This window comes from Peribacillus sp. NPDC097225, assembly GCF_044761955.1.
Taxonomy (GTDB): domain Bacteria; phylum Bacillota; class Bacilli; order Bacillales; family DSM-1321; genus Peribacillus.
In genome coordinates this window covers 154,468-171,115 of sequence record NZ_JBIWDJ010000001.1, presented here as the reverse complement: position 1 = coordinate 171,115, position 16,648 = coordinate 154,468, and the positions used below count along the sequence as shown (strand labels likewise).

Annotated in this window: 12 protein-coding genes and 1 riboswitch; of the genes, 9 read left to right on the top strand and 3 right to left on the bottom strand. The window is 39.5% G+C overall.

Going from position 1 to position 16,648, the window contains the following annotated elements:
- Nucleotides 1-192: 192 nt before the first annotated feature.
- The 3 genes from ACIQXH_RS00795 to ACIQXH_RS00785 all read left to right on the top strand — a co-directional run bounded on the left by ACIQXH_RS00795 (nucleotide 193) and on the right by ACIQXH_RS00785 (nucleotide 4,167).
- Nucleotides 193-393, top strand: coding sequence for a cold-shock protein (locus tag ACIQXH_RS00795; protein ID WP_034307871.1), 201 nt, complete (start codon nucleotides 193-195; stop codon nucleotides 391-393).
- Nucleotides 394-612: 219 nt separating this feature from the next.
- A complete protein-coding gene (locus ACIQXH_RS00790) occupies nucleotides 613-2,526 on the top strand; it encodes an ATP-dependent DNA helicase (protein WP_402956753.1) in 1,914 nt (637 codons plus the stop codon).
- Nucleotides 2,527-2,637: 111 nt separating this feature from the next.
- Nucleotides 2,638-4,167 (top strand): carboxypeptidase M32, encoded by a 1,530-nt coding sequence (locus ACIQXH_RS00785; protein ID WP_403121845.1) that lies wholly within the window; start codon nucleotides 2,638-2,640, stop codon nucleotides 4,165-4,167.
- A 45-nt stretch (nucleotides 4,168-4,212) separates the two neighbouring features.
- On the opposite strand, the gene ACIQXH_RS00780 is transcribed toward ACIQXH_RS00785, so the two are convergent.
- The gene (locus ACIQXH_RS00780) at nucleotides 4,213-5,865 is read right to left on the bottom strand and encodes a b(o/a)3-type cytochrome-c oxidase subunit 1 (protein ID WP_403121843.1); all 1,653 of its coding nucleotides are present in this window, start codon (nucleotides 5,863-5,865) and stop codon (nucleotides 4,213-4,215) included.
- Entirely contained in the window at nucleotides 5,862-6,341 is a 480-nt protein-coding gene (locus ACIQXH_RS00775; RefSeq protein WP_402869078.1) for a cytochrome c oxidase subunit II, read from the bottom strand. The genes ACIQXH_RS00780 and ACIQXH_RS00775 overlap by 4 nt, the downstream gene beginning before the upstream one ends.
- A 529-nt stretch (nucleotides 6,342-6,870) precedes the next feature.
- A riboswitch (purine riboswitch) is annotated at nucleotides 6,871-6,972 on the top strand.
- A 160-nt stretch (nucleotides 6,973-7,132) separates the two neighbouring features.
- Here ACIQXH_RS00775 and ACIQXH_RS00770 point away from each other — a divergent pair.
- Both ACIQXH_RS00770 and ACIQXH_RS00765 read left to right on the top strand, forming a co-directional pair.
- Nucleotides 7,133-7,732, top strand: a complete 600-nt coding sequence (locus tag ACIQXH_RS00770) for a xanthine phosphoribosyltransferase (RefSeq protein WP_402869076.1) — start codon at nucleotides 7,133-7,135, stop codon at nucleotides 7,730-7,732.
- Nucleotides 7,725-9,041 (top strand): nucleobase:cation symporter-2 family protein, encoded by a 1,317-nt coding sequence (locus ACIQXH_RS00765; RefSeq protein WP_402869074.1) that lies wholly within the window; start codon nucleotides 7,725-7,727, stop codon nucleotides 9,039-9,041. Before ACIQXH_RS00770 ends, ACIQXH_RS00765 begins: the two co-directional genes overlap by 8 nt.
- Nucleotides 9,042-9,403: 362 nt before the next feature.
- Here ACIQXH_RS00765 and ACIQXH_RS00760 read toward each other — a convergent pair whose 3' ends face one another.
- Nucleotides 9,404-9,856, bottom strand: a complete 453-nt coding sequence (locus tag ACIQXH_RS00760) for a chemotaxis protein CheX (RefSeq protein WP_402869073.1) — start codon at nucleotides 9,854-9,856, stop codon at nucleotides 9,404-9,406.
- A gap of 175 nt (nucleotides 9,857-10,031) precedes the next feature.
- Here ACIQXH_RS00760 and ACIQXH_RS00755 point away from each other — a divergent pair, with 175 nt between their 5' ends.
- The 4 genes from ACIQXH_RS00755 to ACIQXH_RS00740 all read left to right on the top strand — a co-directional run bounded on the left by ACIQXH_RS00755 (nucleotide 10,032) and on the right by ACIQXH_RS00740 (nucleotide 16,648).
- Nucleotides 10,032-11,120 carry a type III polyketide synthase gene (locus tag ACIQXH_RS00755; protein WP_403121841.1) on the top strand — a complete coding sequence of 363 codons (1,089 nt, stop codon included), beginning with the start codon at nucleotides 10,032-10,034 and terminating at the stop codon, nucleotides 11,118-11,120.
- Nucleotides 11,120-11,650, top strand: coding sequence for an isoprenylcysteine carboxyl methyltransferase family protein (locus tag ACIQXH_RS00750; RefSeq protein ID WP_402869069.1), 531 nt, complete (start codon nucleotides 11,120-11,122; stop codon nucleotides 11,648-11,650). Before ACIQXH_RS00755 ends, ACIQXH_RS00750 begins: the two co-directional genes overlap by 1 nt.
- A 493-nt stretch (nucleotides 11,651-12,143) precedes the next feature.
- On the top strand, nucleotides 12,144-15,854 hold the full coding sequence (locus ACIQXH_RS00745; RefSeq protein WP_403121839.1) for a dynamin family protein: 3,711 nt from the start codon (nucleotides 12,144-12,146) through the stop codon (nucleotides 15,852-15,854).
- A gap of 26 nt (nucleotides 15,855-15,880) precedes the next feature.
- Nucleotides 15,881-16,648 (top strand): DNA polymerase beta superfamily protein, encoded by a 768-nt coding sequence (locus tag ACIQXH_RS00740; protein ID WP_403079407.1) that lies wholly within the window; start codon nucleotides 15,881-15,883, stop codon nucleotides 16,646-16,648.

Sequence of the window (16,648 nt, the reverse complement as noted above, 5' to 3'; positions counted from 1 at the left end):
TAGGTATAATATAATATAAGATTTTGAAAAGTCAGGACATTTTATCTAAAGTGGGTTCTATTCTTGATTATCCCTTCCATTTCTGTTATTCTGATAGTGAATTATTTTTGTTCAGATTTAAGGAATACCTTATTAATCAGTGAGCAAGGATAGTAATATAATGTGTGGCAAACACACTAGGAGGCAACAAAAATGGAACAAGGTAAAGTAAAATGGTTTAACGCAGAAAAAGGTTTTGGATTCATCGAACGCGAAGGTGGAGACGATGTATTCGTACATTTCTCAGCTATCCAAGGAGAAGGTTTCAAAACACTTGAAGAAGGCCAAGATGTTACATTTGATGTAGAACAAGGTCAACGCGGACCGCAAGCATCAAACGTAAACAAAGCTTAATTCAACCTTATAGTATTTACAGACAGGCTCTCTAGGGAGTCTGTCTTTTTGTTTTTTGGCAATCCCTAGCAATATAAACACCATAGTACATAAAACTTTTTAATAGCCATGACAAAATACCTTGACTATGTGAAGGAATTGAAGGATAATATACTTTTGCCTAGATATATTTTAAAACCTGAATTCATATACTTAAGATAGATAAAAGGGGAGACCAGGATGCTAAAAACACTGCCTTTTTCGGTAACAAAGGAAGATTCTTTTTATGATAAGCTTTCAGAATGGATGGGTGATGTTTTTTACGATATTCTTCCCGAAAAAGGATTCGAGCTACGCGACGAACAAATATTCATGGCTTTTCAACTAGAAAAGGCCTTTAAGGAAAAAAATATAAGTTTCGCAGAAGCTGGTGTAGGGACGGGTAAAACATTGGTTTATCTGTTATATGCAATCTGTTATGCCAGATACACCAATAAACCGGCAATCATTTCCTGCGCTGATGAGACTTTGATTGAACAACTCGTTAAAGAAGAAGGCGACATACAAAAAATAAAGAGCGCCTTAGGTATTGAAGTGGATGTTAGGCTTGCGAAATACCACGATCAATATGTATGCCTAAAGAAGCTGGATCATGCTGTGAATCATGAGGATTCTGAGGGCATCGATCAGCTATTTGATGAACTCCCTAAATTTGTGCATAACAATTCATCTATGAATGCTTATACGCCTTATGGGGATCGTAAACAATATCCATACCTTAATGATGAAGATTGGTCTAAAGTAGGCTGGGACCAGTTACAAAATTGCTTTACCTGTGATAAACGTCAGCGTTGTGGACAAACACTTTCCCGTGATCATTACCGGAAATCAAGTGACTTAATCATTTGTTCACATGATTTCTTCATGGAACATGTTTGGACGAAAGATAAGCGCAAGCGTGAAGGACAACTACCGTTATTGCCAGAACATAGTTGTGTAATCTTCGACGAAGGTCATTTACTCGAATTCTCTGCACAAAAGGCTCTAACATATAAAGTGGGTGAACAAACCCTCGCTTCAGTTTTGGAGTTGTTAACAGCTAATCAAGTGCGTGAGGAAACGCTGTACATCATAGAAGATTTAATTGATATAAACGAAGAGTTTTTTGATTTGCTCGACGAAAAGGCAATTCATGTAAGTGGTTCAAACCGATATGAAATACCGATGTCGAAAGAAATCACCAATTTTGCTAAAAGACTTCATGAAAAGGTGGAAGAACTAGAAGAAAGCCTTGTTTTTGAATCGGAAATGTATACGATTAACGACTATGATTTGAAAGTCACTGAAGAGTATTTAGAACAGTTGGGATACTCACTTTCTCTCTTCGTGAAAGATGAACAAGCCGTTTCGTGGTTTGAAGAAAATGAAATGACTAAAACGTTGGTCATCATGCCTAGACTTGTCCAGGATATTTTATCTGAACAAGTATTCTCGAAAAAAATTCCATACATTTTTTCATCAGCGACCTTATCCGATAATAAATCATTCCAATATATTGCGGATAGCTTGGGGATTAAAAAGTTCGATAGCTTCTCGGTTGAATCTCCATTTGATTATGAAGAAGTGATGAAGATGAACATGCCGACCTTTGAAAAAGGAGATCGGTTAGCTAAACTCAATTATACAATGGGAACAATTGAGGAGAACAAAGGACGGACACTCGTATTGTTTCAATCAAAAGAAGAGTTGCTTTGGTTCAAGGAGAACTGCAGGAAGGGTGATTATCCTTTCTATTTTGAAGGTGAATCGGAGATTAGCGACCTTGTTAAAAAGTTTCAGGAAGAAGAGCATTCCGTTCTGTTCTCCTATCATTTATGGGAAGGCCTGGATGTACCGGGAGATTCATTGCAGAATGTAGTGATACACTCCCTCCCATTCCCGCCACATGATCCTGTATTCGAAGCTAAGAGGAACTCGGTCACCGATCCATTTGAAGCCGTTGACCTCCCGTATATGCTTCTTCGTTTACGTCAGGGTATTGGACGTTTAATCCGGACCAGCAACGACTCTGGAACTGTACAAATACTGATTGACAATGATTTATCAAATCAAGTTAAAGAAAAAATCATTTCTGTCCTTCCGGTATCTCTTTAATAAAAAAACATGTTAAGGTCCAAGGGAAATCCCCTTGGACCTTTTATGAATTCAATTCGTTCTGATGTGATTTTCCCTTGTATAATATGGTAAAGTGTAATGTGAAAGGGGATGTTTTATTTGACAGGTAGCGTGGAGCAAGTAGAAAGAGAATTTAAAGAATACGTCAAGAAAATATCGGCATATAACGAGGCGCTTGCACTCATATTCTGGGACTTGCGTACGGGAGCTCCCAAAAAGGGTGTGGAGCAACGATCTGAAGTGATTGGGGTGCTCTCCTCTGAAGTTTTCAATATGACCACAAGTTCCGAAATGAAGCGGTTTATTGATGAGCTCACAACAGAGAAAGCAGAACGAAAACTTAGTGAAGTAACGATGAAAATGGTACAGGAATGTAAGAAAACCTTTGAGAGAAATAATAAGATTCCAGCAGATGAATATAAGGAATTCGTGATATTACAATCCCGTTCGGAAAGTGCGTGGGAAGAAGCAAGGGAAAAAGCGGACTTTTCTATATTTGAACCTTACCTTGAGAGAGTTGTCGCCTATACTCGTAAATTTGTTGAATATTGGGGATACAAGGACCAGCCATACGATACTTTGTTAGATATGTATGAACCGGGTATGACCGTTGAGATCCTAGATCGAGTATTTGGTGAGCTTCAGGCGAGCATCGTTCCCTTGGTCAAGCAAATTGCCGATAGTAAGCATCAACCTGGGACAGATTTCCTTTATAAGGAATTTCCTAAGGAAAAACAACAGCAATTCAACCACGAAGTTTTAAAACAAATCGGGTACGATTTTAAGGCTGGTAGGCTTGATGAAACCGTCCATCCATTTGCAACTGGAATTAATAGAGGCGACGTTCGTGTTACGACCCGGTATGACGAACGTGATTTTAGAGGCGCAATTTTTGGCACCATCCATGAGTGTGGCCACGCTATTTACGAGCAGAATATTGCTGAGGAGTTAACGGGTACACTTCTCGATAGTGGGACTTCGATGGGAATCCATGAATCTCAATCTTTATTTTTTGAAAACTTCATTGGCCGAAGCTTAAGTTTCTGGAAAAACCAATATTCGCTTTTAAAGGAGTTTGCTCCCGAGCAGTTCGCGGATGTTGCACTTGAAGATTTCTATCGTGGAATTAATGAATCGAAGCCTTCTTTTATCCGTATTGAAGCCGATGAGTTAACATACCCACTACATATCATGATTCGCTATGAATTGGAAAAGGCTCTCTTTAATGGTGAGCTTGAAGTGAAGGACTTACCAAGTGCATGGAACAAAAAATACGAGGAGTATCTGGGTATCATACCTGAAGATGATGCAGTGGGTGTTTTGCAAGACGTCCATTGGTCTGACGGAAGTTTTGGGTATTTTCCATCCTATGCACTTGGCTATATGTATGCCGCTCAATTTAAACATGCGATGCTGCAGGATTTACCACAATTTAATGAACTTTTGGAAGCGGGTAACATTGAACCTATCAGGAATTGGCTTAACGAAAAGGTCCATAAATTCGGTAAGTTGAAAAAACCCTTAGAGATTTTGAAAGAAACAACGGGGGAAGGTTTGAATGTGCAATATTTAATCGAGTATCTAGAAGAAAAGTATAAAGCGGTTTATAAAGTTAAATAACATGGATAAAGTGAAGCCTTGGCAACTTGCCAAGGCTTTCTTTAATCACCATAATTTAAAACCCTTTGAACCTGGTGGGGCATTTTGAATGATATCAATAAATGGAATGGTATAGGCGAAAAGAATAAGTGCTGCGGTTATTCCAAGCCATAATTTCCAGTTTTCAAAAACGAGAGAAATTGTTGCATCCGCATTTGATTCACCTACTGGGAATTCTTCATTTCCCTTTGGAGCAAAGAAGGCCAATTGGATGAAAATAATAATATATAAAACGATTCCAATAAATAGTATGGTTCCACCGATTGCCTGGGCGATTTGATAAGGAATCCACTCAAGTGCCTGTGCTGACTCCCCATAAGTAGAAAAAGATGAGCGACGAGGTGCACCCAGTAGTCCGGCAATATGCATAGCCCCAGACATGATGGACATTCCGATTGCCCAAAAGATACCTTGAATGATGGCTAATTTATTAAGTTTTTTAGTCAATATCCGTCCAGTCAAATGAGGAACCAGCCAATAAGAAATGCCGAAAAAAGTTAGAATTACTGAAGTGGCCAATGTTAAATGAAAATGTCCCGTTACCCATATGGTATTATGAACAACCTGGTTCAATTGGTTCGATGCATTGACAAGTCCCCCGGCTCCAGCTGGGACGAAAGCCACCATCCCGATAAAAGGAACGGTAAAACGGGCATCGCCCCAAGGGAGTTTTAGGAACCATCCGAATAAACCTGTAGCATTTTGTGAACGTCCGTATTTTTCAAAAGTGCCGAATAAAGAAAAAGCAGTCATTAAAGAAGGGATTACGACCAAGAAAGTTAATGCAACTTGTATATATTTCCAAACAGGGTCTATTCCTGGCTCAAGCAATTGATGATGAAGCCCGACAGGAATGGAGAACAACAGAAATAAAATAAAAGACATCCTCGCTAATGAATCCGAAAATATTTTACCGCCAATGATCTTAGGAATCACTACATACCAGCACATATAGGCTGGTAGCAACCAGAAATAAACAAGTGGATGACCAAAATACCAGAACAAAGTCCTGCTTGCTAAAATGTTAATCGAATCAACCCATCCTAAAGACCAAGGAAGAAGCTGGAACAAGACGGTGATAGCGACCCCTAACGTGGCTACGAACCATAATAAAGTATTGACCACAGCCATGAAACTTAATAAGGGGCTGGATTTTCCCTTGTTATTTTTCCGCCATTTATGGTATGTCACCAATAGGGAGCCACCGCTAAACCAACTGCCAACGATGACAAGTGTCAATCCCCCATAGAAAATAGGATGGGCTTGAAGAGGGGCATAAAAAGTATAAAGGACGGAAGCTTCGTTTAATAACACCATAAGAGCCGCCATTGCCGTTCCAACTGTCATTGTCCAAAAACCAACCCAGCCTGAGAATCTTGCCCATTTGGTTAAAGGTCCTATGGTTTTACTGATTGCTGAAAGATGAAACCCCAAAATGAAGAAGGTCGTAAGAATTAGTGCGAGTAAAACGCCATGGACAGTAAGTAGTTGATAATAGGTTATTCCTGCAGGCAATTCGACTTTGCCTGAACGTACAAGTGTTTGAAGGAGTCCCGCAAAGCCCCCTAGTCCCAAGGCAATGATGGCAACATAGAAATGTGCCATGGAAAGCTTCGCATCAAGTGGGTGAATTTTTTCGTTATCAATAGCTTTTGTCATTTTGAAACCACCTCAATTTGAGAGCTCATCATATGGTGACCAACTCCGCAGTATTCATTGCATATAATTAGGTTTTCCCCCACTTTATTGAAAGTAGCGGTATATTCACTGACATAACCAGGTTCAAGCATCATATTGACATTTGTCCCGGCTACTTCAAATCCGTGGATGACATCCTTGGTTGTCGCAATGATTTTGACAGTCGCCCCCTTTGGAATCTCCACCTTTGCTGGGCTGTACGAAAAAGCCGAAGCCACAAATACTAATTCATAATCCCAATCCTTTCCGTCTACTTTATGTAATCCGGGATCATTGAAGGGGGCAGTGGTATCAACCTTTTCAGGGTCGATGGTTACTAAACAGCTTGGTGGCTGGTTCCCTAAATAGAAAGCACTTACCCCTAGAACTGTTAAGAAAATGAGTAGGGCGACCGTTCCTAAAATGAGCCAAATCTTTTCAAACTTATGCATATGCATCATTTATCCTCCTCACTTAACCTAAACGACCCGTAAATAAAAAATAAATGCTGACCCAAATCACTATTAGAAAAATTCCAAGTAGTAAAACCGAAGCGAGTGTGCCTTTCAAATCAGAATCTTGTTTTATTTGTGTTTTGTTCTTGCCAGTAGGTTCGGACATTTTTTCACACCTTTCCCATTAGAAAAAAATAGAGTAACTAAGCTACTTAATCATACAAAAGTACCAGATGAATAGTAGCTGTTTTTTCTCATTTCACAAATTGTTCAATCATTGTCTTAACAAGTTGGAAATAGGGGAATATTGAACGTTAAGGAAAGTGTTGGTTTGAAAGGAAGGCGTATTGTGAAAGTATTGTGAAGTTTATGAACTTGCCATTTATATTCCATACGAAAGGATATCTCCAAAATATATTTTTTGAATTTTCAAATAACACGAATGATAAACTATCATTTTAATTTAAAGTTCGTTTTTTTATCAAGTTTTTCTTTTCAAATTGTGAAGGCATTGTTATAATTCTTGTATTATTAAAAATAAATTTTTTTCACTCGTATAATCGCAGGAATATGGCCTGCAAGTTTCTACCGGATTACCGTAAATAATCTGACTATGAGTGAGTAATAGATCTTGTCGCGACTTGAAGGGACTTTATATATCCTTTTTCATGAATGCCCAAGAAATATTGCTTCACTCTACTATGTGATGCAATGTTTCTTGGGCATTTTTCATTTACCAGGAAACAATGACATGACTTAAAATAATCAATCATCTTAGATTGGGAGGAATCTTCATGCAACTATTAAAAGAAAAAATCTTGTCAGAGGGGCAAGCGTTATCTAAAGACATTTTAAAAGTGGATTCATTCTTGAACCACCAAATGGATCCTGTGCTAATGAAAGAAATCGGTAAAGAATTTGTAAAACGATTTGCACATAAAGAGATAACAAAGGTGCTTACGATTGAATCTTCGGGGATTGGACCAGGTCTTATGGCAGCTTTGGAATTGGATGTTCCATTAATTTTTGCTCGTAAACGTAAATCCCTTACATTGACTGAGGGGCTAGTGACGGCATCGGTTCATTCCTTTACTAAAAAAGAAACCAATACTATTTCCGTATCGGATAAGTATATTAAAGCCGGTGATAAAGTCTTAATAATCGATGACTTTTTAGCTGTTGGACAGGCTGCCCGGGGGTTGGCGGATATTTGTAAACAGGTAGGCGCTGAAGTGGTCGGTATAGGAATCGTTATAGAGAAAGCTTTCCAAAGTGGTGGCAAAGATCTTAGGGATCAAGGTTTCCAAGTTGAATCCTTAGCAAGGATCAAGGAGTTGAACGTAGGCCAAATAACATTCATTGAGGAGCGGGAAGGAGCTATCGTTCATGTCTGAAAATCAATCCCCATTGAAAGTTGCATCGTTAGGGTTACAACACGTTCTTGCAATGTATGCTGGTGCCATTGTTATCCCCCTTATTGTTGGTGGTGCTATGGGATTGAACTCGACACAGTTGACCTATTTAGTTTCAATCGACATTTTAATGTGTGGTATTGCGACTTTATTGCAAGTCGTAAAAATGAAATATTTTGGGATTGGCCTTCCTGTAGTACTTGGTTGTACTTTCACCGCAGTAAGTCCGATGATTGCAATTGGTACTCAGTATGGGATGAATAGCATTTATGGGGCCATTCTGGTTTCAGGTTTGATTGTGGTTTTGATCAGTAAGTTTTTTGGGAAGCTATCGAGGTTCTTCCCGCCTGTTGTAACAGGATCGGTAGTTACAATCATTGGAATTACGCTCATTCCAGTGGCCATTAATAATCTGGGGGGCGGACAAGGTGCGGTTGATTTTGGTTCCTTGAATAATGTAGCCCTTGGTTTTGGAACGTTGCTATTCATCATTTTGATGTATAAGTTCTCAACGGGCTTTGCCAGGTCCATTGCTATTTTACTTGGATTATTCTTTGGGACATTTGTGGCTTTCTTCATGGGTAAAGTAGAATTCAGTGCCGTAGAGGGCGCTTCATGGCTTCATATGCCACATTTTTTCTATTTCGGTTTTCCTGAGTTTAATATCACGGCCATCATAACCATGACCCTGGTTGCTGTAGTAAGTTTAGTGGAATCAACAGGTGTTTACTATGCTTTGGGGGAAATCACAGATAAAGAAATTTCTGAAGATGACTTGGCGCGGGGGTATCGTTCGGAAGGATTGGCCAGTATAATCGGTGGTCTGTTTAATGCATTTCCATATACGGCTTTTTCGCAAAATGTGGGCCTGATTCAATTATCGGGCATCAAAACAAGAAATGTCATTTATGTAGCTGCGAGCATGCTCATATTAATTGGTTTCGTACCTAAAATAGGTGCGTTCACAACGATCATTCCTCCATCCGTTTTAGGAGGCGCGATGGTAGCCATGTTCGGGATGGTGATTGCAGCGGGAATTAAAATGCTGAGCAGGGTGGATTTTTCCTCCCAGGAAAATTTATTGATCATTGCCTGTTCAGTAGGTATGGGAATAGGGGTGACGGTTGTTCCCGAGGTGTTCGCAAATATTCCTGGCGGCATCCAGATTCTAACCGAAAATGGTATCGTTGCTGGAAGTTTAACTGCGATCTTCTTGAATATCATTTTCAATGTTATCCCGACAAAAGGGAGAGTAAAGAAAGTGCGTATCGAAGGACAAAAAGTAGCCTGATTATTTTCACATGATCAAAAAATGAGACTGTCTTCCTTATCCGATTCGGTGGGGAGGCAGTTTTTATTTGTCCCCTAGGCAACTGAATTAAAATGGTTGGTTTAAAAAATAAAAAGGAAACTCTCTTCACTTTCTGAATATATTGTTAGTATCTGTTTAAGAAAGAAAGTGATAGGAATGGAAAAAAAATATTGTATGCATTGTCGGACCATTTTGAATCAGGAATGTAGATGTTTTGTCTGTGGGAAAGAGGAATTTCAGAACATCATCATCCAAGTACAAAATCAATCTTCCGTGGAGAAAGAAGAATGAAAGAACCCCCTTACCAGGTATGAAGGTAAGGGGGTTCTTTCATGTTGAAACTAGCTTTCAATCATCAGAATAATATGAAGGGTTCCAGCCCCTTCGAGGACGACAGGCAAATTGATGGCTTGATTGAAGCCATACATTTTCGTTTGACCGACAAGGACGGTTGGTGGTGTTATATCCATTAAGGTATCATCATTTGCTAAGGAAGTTGCGAGATTACCTGCAAGCATATTACCAAGCTCTGCGGCGAACGACTCTAGCATTTCGCCTTCTAGAGGCATTCCAAACATGACTTCGCCTATTTTACTTACACAGTCACTTGTTCCTTCGATAATTAATCTACCCCGAACGGCTCCCGTCATTCCAATAAGTACAGAGATGGATTCCTGTTCAAAAGGTTGCATAATGAGGGAAGGCTTCTGGACATCCGAAGAAAAAGGAAGGACGGACTTCACTGCTGAAATCGTACCGTTTAAAACTTTCGTAATGCTAGCGCTGATTTCCATTTAAATTCCTCCGATTGTATGGTTAATCCTATAATATCAAATTTATAGGGTGAAATACCTATTTTATTGAAAAAAATAATGAAAAAATACGTATTTAAGACTACGTGGTTTTTTAGAATTAAATTCAAAGGGATTGGGAAGCTTAACCATATATTGATTAATAAGGAGTGAATTCATGTCATATCTTTTATCTGCTGCCCACATAAAACTCCCTTATCAACTTTCACAGGAAAAAATCATGGAGTTTTCCCGCGAAATTTTCGGTGCATCTTTTAAGAATATAGAACGATTATTGCAGGCGTTCAAAAACGGCCAAGTTGAAAATAGGTATTTTTCCAATAACCTGGATTGGTTTAGGGAAGATCATACTTTTCAAGAAAAAAATGAAGTATATGTTAAACAGGCTGTCGAATTCGGAAAAGAGGCCGTAGAAAAGTGTTTGGTTAATACTGATTTCTTGAAAAATGGGATTCATCCTAATGAAATTGACGCCTTTTTTTATATTTCAAGTACTGGAATAGCCACCCCAACCATAGATGCGAGGATCATGAATGAACTTCCTTTTAATTCTCATATGAAAAGGATACCGATATGGGGGCTGGGTTGTGCCGGGGGGGCAAGTGGCCTATCACGCGCATTTGAATATTGTAAAGCGTTTCCGAAAGCAAAGGTTATCGTATTGTGTGTAGAACTGTGTAGCTTAACCTTTCAGAAAAATGATATTTCCAAAAGTAATTTAATTGGGACCTCTTTATTTTCCGATGGAATTAGCTGTGTCTTGATCTGCGGTGATGATGCTAAGGTTGAAGGAAAATCAAATAAAGACCACCATCTGCATTTCTTGAATTCACAATCCACCCTTATGCCCAATTCATTGGATGTGATGGGGTGGGATTTGAAAGACCAGGGCCTCCATGTCATCTTCTCAAAAGACATACCTACTATCATCAAGGAATGGCTTAAACCGAACGTGGAAGACTTTTTAAAGGAGGAAGGACTTAGACTTGGGGATATTAAGGATTTTATAGCCCACCCTGGCGGAAAGAAGGTTATTGATGCCTATCATGAATCGTTAGGTTTCAACGAAGGGATGACGGCGGAATCAATGGCGGTTTTAAGAGAGTTTGGTAATATGTCATCGGCTACGATTTTGTATGTACTGGAGAGATTCATGAAGCGTAGTGGTCAAACTGGTCAATATGGTCTTGCCGCTGCATTGGGGCCAGGATTTTCATCTGAATTAGTATTAATGAGGTGGAACTGATGCTATTTGGGATTTTTATAGGCTTGATTGCCTTACAGCGCCTTGCTGAATTATACATCGCCAAGCAAAATGAAAAGCAGATGAAGAGAATTGGGGGAGTCGAGTATGGAGTGGACCATTATCGGTGGATGGTCCTCTTGCACTTGAGTTTCTTTTTAGCACTCATATTTGAGGTAGTTGGATTTACTAGAGCTTTTTCTCCCCTTTGGCCGATTTGGTTATCGTTGTTTTTATTGGCCCAAGTAGGCCGGGTTTGGGTGATCATGTCTCTTGGTAAGCATTGGAATACAAAAATCATAGTCGTTCCTGACGCGGAAGTAATCATCAAAGGCCCCTATAGGTATGTTAAACATCCGAATTACCTCATCGTGGCCACTGAAATAATCGTTATTTCACTGTTATTCAATGCTTATTATACAGCAATGATATTCAGCCTTTTAAATGTCTGGATGATGTCAGTGAGGATACCACTAGAAGAAAGGGCTTTAAAAGAACATACGGAATATTCTACAGCTTTTAAGCAAAAATAATAAAAAGTTTGGTTTTCTTATTGAAAATGATTATCGTTCGTGATAAGATTCTAAATGAAGATGAAAATTATTCTCAATGGTTGTATTGAAAAGAAAAACTATTACAATTAAAACTAAAAATGTACGAATATAAAAGAGGATGGTGTTTTGTAATGATTTGGTTATTCATTTTATTGACAGTCGCTACATATACATTTGTGATGAAACATGTGTTGAATAATATCCAAAAACCGGCTAAGGTGAATCGTTCTTTAACCCAGTCAAATAACGAAAATCAAACTAGTTACCACCCAACACCCTCACCTCGGTAAGAATCTGCATTCAGTAAAGCAATAAGCCTTATGAAAGCCCACAAAATTGTGGGCTTTTTTGAGTTTTCCAATGCATTACGGCGTCTTTTACTAGTAAAACATCAAGCAAACGGTATGAATAACAAACGAAATCGTTTACAATAGGAGTATCAAAATGACGATAGAATAAGGGGTATGGAAAGATGATTTCTGAAGTAACCAAGCAACAGTCTAAATTGGGGATTTTGACTGCCATGTATGAAAAATTCCAATTGGCAGGTGATACGGGTAATGCCGATAAACTGAAACAGTTAATCATGAAAGTGAATAAAGAAGAATTTATCATTGCTTTTTGTGGTCATTTTTCCGCAGGGAAATCAAGCATGATCAATTACTTTTTGGGTGATCAAGTATTGCCTTCTAGTCCGATTCCTACGAGTGCCAATACAGTTAAAGTTCAAAAAGGAGATGACTATGCCAAGGTCTTTTATCATCATCAGCCACCGGTAGTATTTCCTGCACCATATGATTTTAAAGAGGTAAAGAAATTCGCCAAGGACGGCGATTCCGTATCGGCCATTACCATTAGCTCCAATCAGTTTCAATTGCCAGATTCTTGTGCAATCATGGATACGCCGGGAATTGACTCGACCGATGATGCTCACAGGGTATCGACTGAATCAGCCTTGCATCTAGCGGATGTCGTTTTTTATGTTATGGATTATAACCATGTCCAATCTGAAGTGAATTTCCTTTTCACGAAAGAATTAGTAGAAGCGGAAAAACCGACGTACTTAATTATCAATATGATTGATAAGCATGATGAAAATGAGCTGAGCTTCCAGAATTTTAAATTATCGGTTTCAGAAGCTTTTGCGAATTGGAATGTATATCCTGATGGAATCTTTTTTACGTCTGTTAGAGATTTGGACAATAGCGAGAATGAAATTGAAACTGTGCGGAATTTTCTGTATGAAATGGCGGAAAATGGTTTGTCGAATGGCAAGGACGCCATCATGCAATCTGCGAATGCTCTTGTTGAAAGACATCTTATCTGGTTAAAAGAGCAGTATGAAGAAGAACATGCCAGTGAATTTGAAGTACTGTCGGAGCTTCCTAATGAAGAGCGGATAAAGTTGACAGACCAAGTGGATAAACTAATCAAGGAAAAGGGATCTTTAACGGATCGCTTGGAGAAGATAAAAGCCCAGTTTGCCGAGGATTTGGAAGTCATTTTGAAAAGCGCGTATATCATGCCGGCAACTACTCGCGATTTGGGAAAATCATTCTTGGAATCCGTCCAGCCCGATTTTAAAATGGGATTATTATTTGCAAAGAAAAAAACGGAAGCTGAACGTGCGGAGCGCCTTCAATCCTTCTTAGCTGATTTGCAAGAAAAGGTTAAGACTCAACTTGAATGGCACCTTAAAGAGTTGGCGGTAAAGACTCTTACTGAGGCAGAAGTACATGATGCAACGCTAGAAAGTGATGCCCAGACATTACATATCGAGATTACAGAAGAGTATATCCGGAAATCTCTGAAACCACAGGTCAATGTTACAGGGGAATATGTATTGAACTATACCAATGACCTAGCTTCCACGATTAAAAAGAAGTCCCGTGATGAAGCGGATGTATTTTTCAATAAAGTGATTGTCACCCTGGAAGAAAGAATTGGTTTACAATCAGAATCCATTGATAAAGAGCTGGAAGGTTTTGCTGATTTTGCAGAAGCCCTTAAGGTTACAGCAGCAATGAACGGTGAAATAGCCGCTCATAAGGAACAGTTGGATGCCATTGCCAATCAGACTGTACAGTCAGCCAAGGAAAGTGATATCGAGGCACTTCTGACTCAATGGGATGAAGAAGATAAAAATATCAAGGTTAAAATAATGAATACGAGTGAAACCGAAGCGGTAAATCAGGAAAAGAAACAGAAGCCATCCCAAACGTCCATGGAAGAAAAAAAGGTGCAAATCGAATCGGTCACCCCTTCTATGAGTAAAGGGGACTTACGTGGTAAGGAAAAATTGATGGATACGGCAAGAAACTTACAAAGTGCAGCCAAACTGATTCAACCTTTGAAAGGTTTCCAATCGCTCTATAAAGAATTAACAGAGAAGGCGAGTAGACTCGAAAAGCAGACATTCACTGTTGCATTATTCGGTGCTTTCAGTGCCGGCAAGTCATCTTTCGCCAATGCATTGATGGGGGAAACCGTTTTACCGGTATCACCGAACCCTACCACTGCCGCAATCAATAAAATCTTGGCTTCGGACAGTGAACATCCACATGGTACAGCGACTGTTAAATTAAAAACCGAAGAAATGCTCCTAGAGGATGTGAAATTGGCTTTAAGTGCGTTTGGTCAAACTGCCAAGTCACTGAGTGAGGCACATCAACTAGCTTTGGAGATTATCGAAAAAGCGGGTGAAGTGGATAAAGGGAAAACTCATCTATCCTTCCTTCGTGCGTTCCATCAAGGAATGCCGCCATACCAAAAAGATTTAGGGTCAGTCATAACGGTGGATTTGGAAGGATTCAAGAGTTTTGCAGCAGAGGAATCGAAGTCATGTCTCGTGGATTTGATTGAATTACGTTACGACTGTGAAATGACAAAGCAGGGCATGGTGCTTGTCGATACCCCTGGAGCGGATTCCATTAATGCCAGGCATACTGGAGCTGCCTTCGAGTATATTAAAAACTCGGATGCGATTCTCTTCGTGACCTATTACAACCATCCCTTTTCAAAGGCTGACCGAGAATTCCTGATCCAACTTGGTCGCGTTAAGGATTCTTTTGCAATGGATAAAATGTTCTTTATCGTCAATGCAGTCGATCTTGCCCAGAATACCGACGAGTTGGAAGAAGTGATGGAGTATGTTACGGATCAATTGAATGGCTTCGGTATCCGTTTTCCAAAGCTATTCCCGCTTACTAGTAAAGGTGCTTTGGCAGAAAAGAAACTTCCTGGTTCATTCAAGCACTCTTTCCTTCAGGATAGTGGAATAACGGAATTTCAATTGCAATTCGATTCGTTCATCGAACATGACTTAACGGGGCTTGCAATCGAATCAGCGCAGGCGGCTGTACGAAGGACCGAAGAATTAATGCGTGATGTTATTACGGCCTCTAAGCAAGATGAGAAAGCCAAGCAAAAGGCCCTTGAGACATTGGCGCAAGAGGCTCAGACCATAACAGGAATTTTGGAAGTCATTAAAGGGGATGCCGAAAAACTACGGTTGAAAAAAGAGATTGATGAATTGACTTTCTATAGTAAACAACGGGTGTTTTTCCGGTTCAATGACTTTTTCAAGGAATCATTCAACCCTGCTGTCATAAAGGACGACGGACAGGACTTGAAACAGGTCCTTAAGTTAGCCTTAAAGGACCTACTCGAATCATTAGGATTCGACCTATCACAGGAAATGCGTGCCACAGCATTGAGGACTGAGATGTTCGTCAATAAATTGTTGAATGAAAAACAAGTCGGTTTGCTCCAACAGATCCAGAATGTCCGAAAAACAATTTCGTTACAACCATATGAACCAAGTGAGAAAGAGTCCCTTGAGTTCACAAGTGCTTTTAACCAAATGGATGCGGGTGAATTCAAAAAAGAGTTAGCTCAGTTCAAGAATCCAAAAAGCTTCTTCGAAAAAAATGAAAAGGTAAAAATGAGTGAGGATATCCAATTGCGCTTGGATGAGCCTGCCTCAATTTACGTGAAAGAACAGGGTGCCCGTCTTTTTGAATTATATACAACGATTCTGGATCAGGAATTGCTATCGATTCAAAAGAAATTCCAAGCGGAAATAGCCGATGTGTTTGCTGGGTTACGTGCTGCTTTAGAGGAAAAGGTAGATTTACCTTACTATGAGGCTGCTGTAGAAAAATTGGTAAAAATGAATTCTTAGAATAATAATGGAAACGTGGTTACTTTATGAAAGAAAACCTTATTTCACTTTTGTCCGAACTTGAAAAGCGTGAACATATTACAATCATGATGGCTGCTGTAACAGGCAGCCATTCTTTTGGTCTATCATCATCAAGTTCGGATTTCGATGTCAGATTTATTTATGTCCAAAATGAAGTCAAAACATATTTATCGATAAGCAAGCCTGTCGACTCCATCCAGTTGGTTGAGGGCTCTTTAGACCTCGTAGGATGGGATTTGTTCAAGGCCTCCCGGCTCATGTTAAAGAGTAACCCTTCTGTTTATGAGTCAGTTACGTCTCCCATTCAACTTATCGACGAGCCAACCTATCGCAGAAATATGCTAAGTTTAATGAATGTAGCTTATTCCAAAAAGGTTTTAGGGCATCATTACCTCCGCATGATTAAGAGCAATATTCAACGATTGGCTGAAGAAAAGGATACGGAAATTAAAACGTTAAAAACTTGGGTACAAGTTTATCGATCGTATTTGACGTTACACTATCTAATCCAAAAAAAATCGCTACCACCCATAGATGTGTGGGAATTGCTGGAGTCCGTGGTGCTTGAAGAAGATATGAAAAAGAGGATGACTACAATATTCATGGCTAAACAAAGCGAAGATTTTCCGAAACTTGCAAGTGAAGAAAATCTTAAGGTCTTGAAAGGAACATTCCCCTTCTTGGAAGAGAATGTAACAAAGCTTCCGGTGGGAAGGGACATGGAGAAGGAACTCAATCATATAAATTGGTCCATTCTAAAGGGGGAGAGATAG